This window comes from Mastigocladopsis repens PCC 10914 (assembly GCF_000315565.1).
Lineage (GTDB): Bacteria > Cyanobacteriota > Cyanobacteriia > Cyanobacteriales > Nostocaceae > Mastigocladopsis > Mastigocladopsis repens.
Genome location: NZ_JH992901.1, coordinates 946,680 through 959,312, shown reverse-complemented (window position 1 = coordinate 959,312; position 12,633 = coordinate 946,680). Strand labels below are relative to the sequence as shown.

Sequence of the window (12,633 nt, the reverse complement as noted above, 5' to 3'; positions counted from 1 at the left end):
AAGAATCCTTACCCTGTATTTCTACTTAATCTTTTATAAGTTATTGCCAAGGCATCAGCATCACCCACATTTCCTGGAAATAGCACCACTGGTAAATTAGGAAACAGGGGATGGTCTGATGAAGTTGTCACCATTGAACAACCAGCTAAAATTTGACCAAGTAAACGCGCATAAGGTAAAGCTAAACCGTTACTCAAGACATCGTTTGAAGTAATGCCACCCTTACTGATTAAGAATCCTATATCAGAGGGTAAACTCCGCACGATATCCATTAATAAGCCTGATACCTTTGCCCCAAACTGCAATCTTGTCTTGACATCGTTAAAAGTGAGTTCCTTTCGGCTGGTGTAAACGACAGGTGTTTTAAGAGCATCATGTGCCGCTTGGACATCCTGTAGAACCTCGGTTAGCAGTGTAGCAGATTCATTGCCTACATCATCAACTAAACGTGATACATCCACTTCAACTCCCTGTGTTCCCTCTTGTTGCAACAGCACTTCTAACTGCTGAGTTGTCTTTTTCACATGGGAACCAACAATCACTGCACCTGGTTTACCTCCTCGCACATACTGTGCCATGTTTTCTGGGGCAATGGGTTGGGGAGGTAACCCTGCTAAAGCCGTTAAGATACTGGCAGCACTACGAAACAAGAAGCGTTTCCCTTGACTTGCTGCTGCAAGCACGTCTTGTGCAAAGTGGTTAAGATCCGCTTGAGTTTCACCATCCACGACAGCGCACTGGTTTCTACTAAGTTTTATCAGACGTTCCAGACTCCCAGCGCGAATATCCGCCAATAAAAATCTTTCTACCGACTCAGCACTGATACGCCCTTGAGTTTTTTCTTCTACATACCTGGGTAAGTAGCTGTGATGATAGCCAAAGACCGAATCACGGGCAAACTCGGTTTGATGCACGGGAGTGGGTACACCGTCCATCATCAAATAATGGACACTGTCGCGGGTAATACGTCCGCCTTCAAAAAACGCTGGGACAAGAAAATGAGCATCAAATGGACCGAGTTCTTCGGCAATGACATCGGTTTCAATTGGATAATGTCCCCGTAAAGTCGAATCAGAACGACTGACAATCAGAAACCCCCCGTTTTTACCTGCTTGTAGTAGATCTGAGGAAGATGAGGCTGATTTTACTCCCTCATCTCCCTCTACTCTAGATATCGCCTGTTTCAGGTTATGACAGACTTCTCTGGTAATAGATGCTGCTTTTTCTGGGGGAAGAGACCTTGTATTTGTCAGCACAAAGAAAATTGGTGAATCATCTTGCAACCCCAAGCATAAGGTGTCTACATCCCAACGCATGAGTAACAAACAACTGTGGACTGTTTGAGAACCCGTAGGGTCATCATCTAAGACAATTATTTTTGGTTTGTTGGTCATCTTTGAGTTAACGGGACGACTGTTGTGTTGGAAAGTTCAGATTGGAGAAAACCTTTGCTCAGACTTTCTGCAATTTTCTGATCTCGGCTTGTACATCAAGGGCAATCTGCAATGATTGATTTAGGAGTTGAGCATACTCGCCTGCTTGAGCGCTAAGTTGCAAGGCTTGCAGATTTGTTAAATTATTGACAACTAACTCTTGATTATTACTAAGTAACTTTTTATTATCTCTTAAAATTCGTTCTGTTTTCAAAGCGCGAACTAAATCTTCTCTAATCAGTTGCAAAGCAGCAACAACTTTTTCTCTATCACTTATACTACTTTCTGAGTTCCCAGATGTTGCCAGTTGGTCATGAATATCTATCGCTTTGATAACCGCATGATATTGATCGACTTCATCTAGAAGTATTGTGAGTGTTTTGGGACAGGTCAAACGCCGCCAAGTCCAGCGCCCAACTATGATAGCAATTGGCACTAAAATGAGTAGGATGATTCCTAAAAGAATTGAGGAACCAATTGTCGGCAGAATCATAAACGCATAAATAACCCCGACAATGATTGGAGTCAGCATGAGCGCCACAACCATTTCATTGAGAAAAAAACCCAATCGCTTCTGGTGATTTTTCATAATAGAAGGTCGGAAGACATCATTTGGAGCTAACCCAATCAAGCGTCTGAGTTCTCCCTTAGAAATTTCCAGGCTCAATAAATCTGGCTGCACAGATGCATACTCCTATGTTGAAAGGCTTGCGTATGTATGCTATTTTATGAGTCCCCTTTACGCAATTTTGCCCGCAATTCATCCTTAATACGATTGAGAATTGAACCTTCATCAAGGGTTGCCAAAATTTTACTAATGACAGCTTTAGGACCTTCCGGTCCCCAAGTTGCCCCATTGGCTAAATACGCTTTGGTTACATAGCCAATGCCATAGGAAGAAACGCCTGCGACACCAGCTTGAGTCAGTGCTACCGACAGATAAGCACCCAAGGAAGCGCCCCCAGTGGCTGGTGCAGATAGACCAAGTAATGTTTTGAGCGAACTCAAGCCCAAGTTTGCCAACAGTTCACTAGCACTGATCCCACCCATACTAAGGGCGATTTTTTGTAACAATTTTACGGCTCCAGTTTCGGTCATGGGAATGCCATAAAGTTTCGATAAACCTAGGATAAGGACGATATCTATGACCACACCACTGAGAATATCGACTACAGTGACAGGATTGAGAGCGATCGCCATTGCCTTGGTCATCACCGCCTTCCAAATTAACTGATTGGCACTTGTATCTCGAATCTTCAGTTTTCGCTGCACCAATTGCTCATTGACATTATCAGCGTACAGCATAGTGTTGAGGGCGACCAAGGCTTTACCCTCGCGGTGCAAAATTTCCAAGATTTTCAGCTTAAGTTCCTCAACTTGGGCAGATCCTGTACGCACCTGCACACCCTTGGTACCATCCGGGCGATGAACCATTGACCTTACCAATGGCGATGCGGCTGCCATGACAATTTCATCTGGTGAAAGCAATTCCCGTACCCTCTCATCCCGGATTTTTTGGTAAATCGCCATGCGGTCTGCTTCAGGATACTGGTCTACTTTGTTAAACACTAGCAAGATGGGTTTACCTGCTTCCCGTAATTGGGCAAGGGCGTCGTGTTCAACTTTCGTCATGTCACCAGCAATCACAAACAAAATCAGATCCGCCTGTTTTGCCACCTGTTGTGCCAATACGGCGCGGGTTTCACCATCAACTTCGTCTAACCCTGGGGTGTCTATCAATTCCACTTGAGATTGACCTGTACCGGGTAGAGTGACTCGCAAAGCACGTTCTTCCCCAATGGCTTCTTCAGTAATACTCCAACTTGCTGTTTGAGCATTGCGGGTGACACCATGCAAAGGACCCGTTTCAAACACTGGTTGCCCCACCAAAGCATTGAGTAGAGATGATTTGCCCCGTCCCACCATACCAAAAGCGGCTATCTGCACCACCATACGTTCTAACTTGCCCAGCATCGTTTCCAGATCGGCGATTTCCATCTCCAATCCGTCTTTTTCCTGGGGAGTGAGGTCAAGATTCGCTACCAAATTTTGCAGTGCTGTTCGTGCCTGTTTATAGTTGAGTTCTGCCTCAATGTCTTCAAACGTGAAAATGGCACTATCGAGTTGTTCCTCCCAATTAAGAGAATTTTCATCAGTGTTGGGTTCGCTGTGATGTGGGTCGGGCAAGGGCAAGGTTGAAGTCATACCAATTTCGGATTTTGAATTCTAAATTACTAAATTATTAAATGACGAATTTTAATAGACCACGTTACCATCCTAGTGATTTTTAGAATTAGATTGGGAGCTAGGCAGATGTGGAGAAATAACTAATGGCTAACAATAAAGTTTTAAAACTTTTTTCTTCCCTTCTGCCTTCTGCCTTCTGAAGATCGCCTGATGCTTCATTTGTACGAGCAGAACGCTTACGTCGCAGTCCTAAATCGTATGCTGAGTTGGCTCCTGATTTGACGGTTGAGGTGAAGTCCCCATCTGATGATTTAGAGGAACTGAGGGCAAAAATTCAAGAGTTTCTTGCTCTGGGAACCAGGGTAGGAATTCTGATCAACCCAGATGACCGGAGTATTGAGGTTTACTACTCTGGACAAGAAGCGGTGATACTTCGCGATGGGGATGTTTTGACGGTTCCTGATTTGCTTTCTGGCTGAGAAGTGCAAATTTCCGATTTGTGGGCACCAGAGTTTGACTAAGCATTTGATAGCAAAACTTAACAAATGGGCGATCGCAAATTTGAAGGGATTATAGTAGATGACAACGGCTGATAACGCCTAACTATGATCTACTGCCTCAATCCCAGTTGCGAGAAGCCCTTAAATTCTAATGGAACAGATGTCTGCCAAAGTTGCGGCATACAACTGATTTCCCTCCTGCGAAGCCGCTATCGCATTAGCCAACCATTGGGTGGCGGAGGATTTGGCAGAACTTTTTTGGCAGAAGATGAAGACAAGCTGAATGAACATTGTGTCGTCAAACAGCTCGCACCGCAAGTCCAAGGAACCAGCGCCCTGCAAAAAGCAACCGAATTGTTTCAAGAAGAAGCGCGGCGTCTGCAACAGCTAGGGGAACATCCGCAAATCCCGACTTTGTATGCCTACTTTAGGCATGATAACTACTTGTATCTGGTGCAGCAGTTCATACACGGGCAAACCTTACGACAGGAGTTGAAACAGCAGGGAGTTTTCAGTGAGGAAAAGATTTGGGAACTGTTAGCTGAACTATTACCTGTTCTCAAGTTTATCCACGAACATCAAGTTATTCACCGCGATATTAAACCCGAAAATATTATCCGTCGCTCCTCCCAAGATGCTAGGGAAGATTTAGTGCTGATTGATTTCGGAATTGCCAAACAGTTAACAGCAAGTTCTCTGGAACACACTGGTACAACCATTGGTTCCTATGGGTATGCACCAATCGAACAAATGAAATATGGTTGTGCATATCCAGCGAGTGACTTGTTTAGTTTGGGTGTGACTTGCTTTCATCTATTGACGGGGATTCAGCCATTTGGGCTTTACGTGGAACAGGGCTATGCTTGGGTGATGCATTGGCAGCAATACCTCAAGTCTCCCTTATCTGCACAATTGGTGCAGGTGCTAGACAAACTGTTGCAAAAAGATGTCGAGCATCGTTACCAGTCAGCGGATGAAGTCCTACAAGATTTGCATCAACAACCACAACCTGCCCCAATTCCACGCGATTTTTCTTTAACGCAGCCGCCGTCAAGGATCAGCCTGAGACAATCAGTTTTTCCAAACACTGTTCTGCAACCGACAATCGAGTTACAACATAAACTACTAGCGGGGGGCGTTATCCTGTTGCTGGGGTTAGGCGGGTATGCCTATTGGCAAAACTTAGGGCACACCCCAGGCTTAACTGGGCATTTAGGCGATATTAATTCCCTCGCCTTCAACCCTCAAGGTACAACCCTTGCCAGTAGCAGTGATGACAAGACTATCAAACTTTGGAATTTGAAGAACAAAAAGGGAATCCGCACCCTACACGGGCATAAAGGCATTGTTTATTCTGTTGCCATCAGCCCGGATGGTCAAACTCTTGTCAGTGGCAGTCAGGATAAGACAATCAAAGTCTGGAATCCAAACACAGGACAAGAAATCCATACCCTTGCAGGGCATTCCAGTTTTATTAATTCCGTTGCCATCAGCCTAGATGGTCAGAAAATTGCTAGTGGGAGTTATGATAACACTATCAAAGTCTGGAATCTGAAAACGGGACAGGAAATCCTCACTCTTGAAGGGCATACAGGGCATATTTTGTCTGTCGCTATCAGTCCGGATGGTCAAAAACTTGCTAGTGCCAGTGCAGACAGAACTATCAAAGTATGGAACCTGAACACAGGAAAGGAATTACGCACCCTAAACGGGCATTCAGGCGACGTTAATGCCCTTGCCATTAGCCCAGATGGGCAGTTGTTTGTGAGCACCAGCGATGACTGGAGTGTCAAACTGTGGAACCTGAACACAGGAAAGGAATTACGCACCTTTAAAGGGCATTCAGCCGATGTGAACGCTGTTGCCTTTAGCCCTGATGGTGAAAAAATTGCTACTGGTAGCGATGACAACACAGTTAAAATCTGGAACCTGAGTACGGGACAGGAAATAAGCAGCTTCAAAGGGCATTTAGGTAAGGTTTTTGCCGTCGCTTTCAGTCCAGATGGCAAGACTTTGGTGAGTGGTAGTAACGACAAGACTATCAAGATTTGGGAGGCTCCTTAACCCCTGTTATCAGGGAGACGATAGAATAATCCTAATTTTCAAAGCTTCAAAAGACGAAATATGACAATGCATCCTACTCTCCAAAGTGCATTTGCCTACCGCCGCGCTCTCAAAGTGATCACCGGCTTGAATAACTTCGATGGCGATCGCGTGGCATCAACTATCAAAGCAGCCCATCACGGTGGTGCTACTTTTGTTGATATCGCTGCCGATCCAGCTTTAGTAAAAATGGCAAAAACTTTGACAAATATGCCTGTTTGTGTATCAGCAGTTGAGCCGGAGAAATTTGTGCAAGCTGTAGCAGCGGGTGCAGATTTGATTGAAATCGGTAATTTCGATTCTTTTTATGCCCAAGGACGCAGATTTGAGGCTGAGGAAGTTTTAGCGTTGGCTCACCAAACCCGTGCTCTCCTCCCTGAAATTACTCTTTCTGTTACCGTTCCTCATATTCTGACACTGGATCAACAAGTACAGTTGGCAGAGGAACTGGTGAAAGCTGGCGCAGATATCATCCAAACCGAAGGTGGAACCAGCACCAACCCATCTCACCCTGGAACTTTGGGACTTATTGAAAAAGCTGCTCCCACTTTGGCAGCAGCCTATGAAATTTCTCGTGCTGTGTCAGTTCCAGTGCTGTGTGCTTCTGGTATTTCCAACGTCACAGCATCCCTTGCTGTTGCTGCTGGCGCTGCTGGTGTTGGTGTCGGTTCTGCCATTAACCAACTCAACAGCGAAGTCGCTATGATTGCCGCTGTACGTGGTTTGGTAGAAGCGTTGGCAACAACAAAAGTGCTGAGTCCCTAAATAATACCAATTAGTTTTTTCTTTGCTACAGATCCGATCCCCCAACGCCCCTTGATCAGGTGGTGTTGGGGGGGATCATAATGTCGCAAACATTTTTTGAATTGGTATAATCCTAAAGTCCGCCTGTACGGGCTTACTCAAGCTTACGGAAGCAGGCTTTGCTTGTGTAGCCTCAGACTTCCAGTCTGAAGGGCACTTTTCAAGAGAAAAAACAATCCTTCAGGCTATAAATCACTTGGTCTTGCTGTTCTTCTGATAACTCTGGGAACATGGGCAAGGATAAAACTTCATCGCAGGCTTGCTCTGCCACTGGCAATTGCCCCTCTTTATATCCCAAATTTGCGTATACTGGTTGTAAATGTAAAGGGCGCGGGTAGTAAACCATGGTGTTTACACCCCGCTCTTGCAATTGATTGCGAATCAAGTCTCTTTTATTGCTGAGTACACGAATGGTGTATTGATTCCAAACTCCCATACCCCCAGCCAATTCTTGGGGTGCAATGATACCAGGAATTTGATTGAGGAACTGGTGATAACGAGCCGCAACTTGTCGCCGCTGATTATTCCAAATATCTAGATAACGCAGCTTAATTTGAAGAATAGCCGCTTGGATAGCATCTAAACGGCTGTTGACACCAATTTCCTCGTAATGGTATCGATTTTTCTGACCATGCTCTTTTAGAATTCGTAGCTTTTCTGCAACTTCGGGGTTATTGGTCGTTATTGCCCCGCCGTCACCGCAACCACCAAGATTTTTGGTAGGATAAAAACTGAAGCAACCGATGTGTCCAATACTTCCTACCTTTTGTCCTGCCCAACTTGCTCCTGTAGACTGAGCGCAATCTTCTATAACAACTAAATTGTGTGCTTCTGCTATATCCATCAATCCAGTGAGATCCACAGGTTGACCAAACAGGTGAACCGGGATAATTGCTTTAGTATTGGGTGTAATTGCGGCTGCTACTTGCTCTACATTTAGATTAAACGTAGTGGTGTTGATATCAACAAACACTGGCTTGGCACCTACTGCACTGATAACTTCAGCAGTGGCGATAAAAGTAAAGGGTGTGGTAATCACTTCATCGCCCGCACCAATATTGAAAGCTCTAAGAGCCAAGAAAAGAGCATCAGTCCCAGAGTTACAGGCTACACATTTACTCACACCAGTATAGGCGGCAAACTGTTGCTCAAAGCCTGCGACAATTGGACCACCAATATAACGACCAGAAGCCAGAACTTCCAATACGGCTGCGCTGACTTCTGCTTCTATCGTGGTGTATTGTTGCTTGATGTCAAAGGCTGGGATGGAATGATTTACACTTTGAATCATGAGTTTTTATTTTATCTTGAAGATAGATACCGATGTTTGACTGTTGCTGATTGAGTTTTGAATCAAAAAGCCGCTGAAAGTCTTTTTCCTCAAATTCACGCCTTTCAAGGGTTTTTACCTAGGTTTTTTATCAAAAATGCTACCATTTCTAGGGTCATAAGGAAATGTATATCCACCAAGAACAACTACTTTTTATTAAAGTTCCCAGTAAGTCTCTTGAAAAGGAATAGGGGACAGGGAAAAAACTGTAACTTATACCTTGTAACTTATAGACACAAGAGGTAAAACTTTCATGCAGGAGCTAATCAAGCTAGATTTATTCGATTTGGCTTGTGCTGTTGGATTGATGGGCGCAGCTATAGGTTTATCTGCGTGGGAAAAAATAGGACTGGAACTCAATTTAGCTTTTGCAACAGGGAGAACCCTTCTACAACTAGCCATATTGGGATATGTTCTGGAGTTCATCTTTGCTTTAGATAATCCTTGGGCAGTTTTGGCGATTTTAGCAGTCATGCTGACGATTTCGGCAATTGTCGCACGAAATCGCATTACTCAAAAAATACCGCAGATGTTGCCCTTGGTCTGGGGAGCAATTTTTCTCAGTACAACCATGACGCTTCTTTATACCAATATCTTGATAATTCAACCAGACCGATGGTTTGAGCCGCAGTATGTGATTCCTCTAGCAGGGATAGTATTAGGTCATGCTATGAATGCTGCTGCGCTTGCTGGAGAACGTCTTGTCAGCACCATTAATGCTAGTCAGTTGGAAATAGAAACCCACTTAAGCTTGGGTGCAACACCCCAACAAGCCGTTGTACACTACCGTAAAGATGCTGTTCGCGCTGGATTGATTCCTACCCTCAATCAGATGATGGTTATCGGAATGGTGACACTACCAGGAATCATCACTGGTCAGTTACTGAGTGGCGTTAATGCTCGCGAAGCTGCATCTTACCAAATTTTGATTATGTTCATGATTGCTTTCGCCAATTTACTCACAACACTATTAGTGACTCGGGGAATATGTCGTCAATTTTTTAACTCCACCGCGCAGTTGGTGAGATGAGGGAGTGGAGGAGTGGGGAAGTGGAGGAGTGGAGGAGTGGGGAAGTGGGGAAGTGGAGGAGTGGAGGAGTGGAGGAGTGGGGAAGTGGAGGAGACAAGAAAGTCAAGACTCCCGTGTCCGCGTGTCCTCCTGTTCTCTCCCCCTACCCTCCTGGCGTATGGGTATGAATTGTATGCTCTTGAACCTCAAAGACAATCAGGGGCAAATTGGCGTTGTCACTTTCACAGTTTGTAAATTGGTGCGATAGATTAGTAATTTTGGTTGTACTACTTTATAAAGTACACTATTCATGTTTACAAATCAGATAGGACTGCTCTATCAAGTCTTGAATTTATATAAGCATTAGCCAAGGGAATTGAGAACCCTGATAAGGGTATGACCAAATAAAGTCTAAAGATGAAAAACTTCATCCCTTAAGTCACCTGTCCACCTATCCTAACTCTGTATTTGTGCCATAATTAGAATAGAGTCTATTTAAAATTTGGCATTTTCAATTTTAAAATGCTTAAGTTGCAATTCTGAAAATGCAAAATTCTCTAAAAATGAGAGTATCTTCGATATATGGTTCTATGAAGGTAAATTGACAAAAAGGCTTGTTATCGTACATACTAGCAATTTTACTGATGCAATTAATGACGTCTTTTGGAATGGGAAAAAAATAATTTTTTTGAGCTAAAAAATAAAATTATCTTATTAAATGAATTAGATGAAATTAATGCGGAAAAAGAAGGATTTATAGTCAACAGAAGCTTTATTGTGCAACTAGGGTGTAGCGTTAATGCGTTCGACAGCACCGCAGCAACCCTGAAAATGTGGCAAAAAAGGTGTGTGTCAATGGATTTGTTAGAGTACCAGGTTAAGGAATGGTTTGCGAAAATAGGCATCCCTGTATTGCCTTCGCAACGAATTGACCATCCCACGGATTTAAAACGTTTAAAAATTAGCTACCCGATTGTTCTGAAATCTCAGGTTCATGCGGGCGAACGAGCAAAAGCTGGTGGAGTCAGGTTTGTAGAAACGACCATTGATGCGATCGCCGCCGCACAAAATATCTTTAATCTACCAATTGTGGGCCAATTGCCAGAAGTGTTACTGGCAGAAGCTAAGTATGATACTGAACAAGAATTTTATTTGGCGGTAGTTTTAGATACAGCCGTCTGCCGACCAGTACTTTTAGGTTGCACAGAAGCAGACAACATTGATTGGGAATTAGCGTGCGAGAAAATGCAGCACGTCGTCGTTGAACAGGAGTTTTCCCCATTTTATGCTCGACGACTAGCATTGAAAATGGGCTTGCAGGGTGCCTTAATGCAGTCAGTAAGCACTGTTGTCGAGAAGATGTACCAGTTATTTGTAGAAAAAGACCTGGACTTGGTGGAAATCAATCCCTTAGGTGTGAGTTCCCCCGGTCAAGTTATGGCCCTCAATGGGAACATCAGCGTCAACGAACGGGCAATCGGGCGTCACCTAGATATTACTGAAATTGCTAAAAAAATGGTAAACCGTTATACCAGTAGCGAGACAATTAGGAATTTGGGCGATTGGGATGTGGTAGAAATGCACGGTAAAATTGCCATTTTGGGTAATGGTGCTGGATCGGTGATGGCAACTTTAGACTTAGTTGTTAATAGTGGTGGTAAACCTGGAGTGTGTTTAAACCTGCGCCATGCCTCTATTACTGAAACCTCACCAACAACCTTCAGAAGTCGCTTGGAAAAAGCTTTAAAAAACCTAGCGACTGATAGAAGCATTCAAGTGATACTGATTAACTTCCTGGGTAGTATTTCTCAAGGTGCCGAAGTCTCTGAAGTCATCGGCAACTTTGTGGAAAACAGTATAAGCGAGACCAAATCATATACGGCAAGGTCTAATGGCAGTAGAAACCGTAGAGAGAACCATTTTCCCCGCTTGATCGTTCGTCTTGCTGGTTCTGAGTTCCACACAGCCAGGAAATACATAGCAACACTGAAAACTCCAACTGATGCCTCTATCGTGGTGGTGGAAAATTTAGATGAGGCGGTAGCAGAAGCAGTCCGTCTTGCTAAATCAACAGCATACAGAAGGTTTTGAGCAACAAAGAACTCAGAACTCAGGAGCCGAGCCACCAGACGCTCCGCCTCCGCTCAGAATACACAATGAATTTTGTATGACTGAGTGACGAGTCATGTTTCAAAACAGGTGAATTTCTTGTCTTTTCCTCACGGAGACGCTACGCGCCGAGAGTTCCTTTCCGCAGGACTTACAACACTGACTTCGTCCTACATGGGGAAAAGAAAACTTCTTTAATAGTGAATGCTTCAGGATAGACTATCGAGTCTTTATCAGTTCTACGTTCTGTGTTCTGTATTCTTCTCAACTTATGAATTTAACACCAGACAGCAAAGTGTTAATCCAAGGCTTTTATGAATACATCACAGCAACTCATGTTGTGCAAATGAAAGCCAATGGCACGAATTTGGTCGCTGGGGTCAATCCTGGATGTGGTGGACAGCAAATGTACGGTTTGCCAGTATTCGACTTGGTAGAGGAAGTCGTGGAGCAATTTGGAGTGATTGACACTACAATCATTTGCGTACATCCCTACCAAGTTTTAGATGCAGCACTAGAAGCGATCGCATCTAATATCCGCCAAATTATCATCATTTCCCCAGGCGTGCCACCCTTGGATATGGTGGAATTACTTCGCAAAGCCGAGGCAACAGAAACCCTAATAGTGGGACCAAATAGTCCTGGTATCATCGTACCAGGGAAAATTCTCTTGGGTACTCAACCAAGTGAATTTTATACCCCTGGTTCAGTAGGCATCCTTAGTCGCAGCACCACCCTCACCTACGAAGTTGCTAGAGAAATAACCAATGCTGGCTTAGGACAATCGATTAGTGTCAGCATTGGTAGTGATGCGATTGTTGGTTCGTCTTTTCTGCAATGGCTGCAAATCTTAGATGAGGATGAAGCTACAAAGGCAATTGTGTTGGTTGGTCAACCAGGTGGTGGTCGTGAAGAAGCCGCAGCGCAATACATTGCTGAAGCAATTGATAAACCAGTCGTTGCCTATATTGCAGGTACACAAGCACCACCAGTAAAACATTGGCGTCAGACTGGAACTTTGGCGGCTGTGATAGGACGCGACCCTGATTTTGGCACAGCAAAAAGTAAATTAACCGCTTTTTCTCAAGCAAAAGTCCCAGTTGCAGAACGTCCTTCTCAGATACCAGAATTGGTAAAGAAGGCGATGAAATAGTAAAA

Annotated in this window: 9 protein-coding genes and 1 pseudogene; 6 read left to right on the top strand and 4 right to left on the bottom strand. The window is 44.1% G+C overall.

Annotated features, from left to right (window positions below):
- Positions 1-8: 8 nt before the first annotated feature.
- From MAS10914_RS0106575 to MAS10914_RS0106565, 3 genes are read right to left on the bottom strand one after another with little or no spacing between them, the layout of a single operon-like run.
- A complete protein-coding gene (locus MAS10914_RS0106575) occupies positions 9-1,394 on the bottom strand; it encodes a four-carbon acid sugar kinase family protein (protein ID WP_017315115.1) in 1,386 nt (461 codons plus the stop codon).
- 58 nt (positions 1,395-1,452) lie between these two features.
- Complete coding sequence (locus tag MAS10914_RS0106570) at positions 1,453-2,115, bottom strand: hypothetical protein (protein WP_017315114.1); 663 nt, start codon at positions 2,113-2,115, stop codon at positions 1,453-1,455.
- A 44-nt stretch (positions 2,116-2,159) separates the two neighbouring features.
- A complete protein-coding gene (locus MAS10914_RS0106565) occupies positions 2,160-3,638 on the bottom strand; it encodes a GTP-binding protein (protein WP_017315113.1) in 1,479 nt (492 codons plus the stop codon).
- 194 nt (positions 3,639-3,832) lie between these two features.
- Here MAS10914_RS0106565 and MAS10914_RS35375 point away from each other — a divergent pair.
- From MAS10914_RS35375 to MAS10914_RS0106550, 3 genes and pseudogenes are all read left to right on the top strand, one after another.
- A pseudogene (locus MAS10914_RS35375) lies at positions 3,833-4,099 on the top strand (Uma2 family endonuclease); the annotation flags it as partial.
- A 126-nt stretch (positions 4,100-4,225) separates the two neighbouring features.
- On the top strand, positions 4,226-6,184 hold the full coding sequence (locus tag MAS10914_RS0106555; RefSeq protein ID WP_017315111.1) for a serine/threonine-protein kinase: 1,959 nt from the start codon (positions 4,226-4,228) through the stop codon (positions 6,182-6,184).
- Between the two features lie 60 nt (positions 6,185-6,244).
- A complete protein-coding gene (locus tag MAS10914_RS0106550) occupies positions 6,245-6,988 on the top strand; it encodes a DUF561 domain-containing protein (RefSeq protein WP_017315110.1) in 744 nt (247 codons plus the stop codon).
- A gap of 199 nt (positions 6,989-7,187) precedes the next feature.
- On the opposite strand, the gene MAS10914_RS0106545 is transcribed toward MAS10914_RS0106550, so the two are convergent.
- Positions 7,188-8,318, bottom strand: a complete 1,131-nt coding sequence (locus MAS10914_RS0106545; RefSeq protein ID WP_017315109.1) for a DegT/DnrJ/EryC1/StrS family aminotransferase — start codon at positions 8,316-8,318, stop codon at positions 7,188-7,190.
- Positions 8,319-8,610: 292 nt separating this feature from the next.
- Here MAS10914_RS0106545 and MAS10914_RS0106540 point away from each other — a divergent pair, with 292 nt between their 5' ends.
- From MAS10914_RS0106540 to MAS10914_RS0106525, 3 genes are all read left to right on the top strand, one after another.
- Positions 8,611-9,387: an ABC transporter permease gene (locus tag MAS10914_RS0106540; RefSeq protein WP_017315108.1), complete on the top strand. Its 777-nt coding sequence runs from the start codon at positions 8,611-8,613 to the stop codon at positions 9,385-9,387.
- An 834-nt stretch (positions 9,388-10,221) separates the two neighbouring features.
- Positions 10,222-11,457 (top strand): succinate--CoA ligase subunit beta, encoded by a 1,236-nt coding sequence (locus tag MAS10914_RS0106530; RefSeq protein WP_026082376.1) that lies wholly within the window; start codon positions 10,222-10,224, stop codon positions 11,455-11,457.
- A gap of 289 nt (positions 11,458-11,746) precedes the next feature.
- Positions 11,747-12,628: a succinate--CoA ligase subunit alpha gene (locus MAS10914_RS0106525; protein WP_017315105.1), complete on the top strand. Its 882-nt coding sequence runs from the start codon at positions 11,747-11,749 to the stop codon at positions 12,626-12,628.
- Positions 12,629-12,633 lie beyond the last annotated feature (5 nt).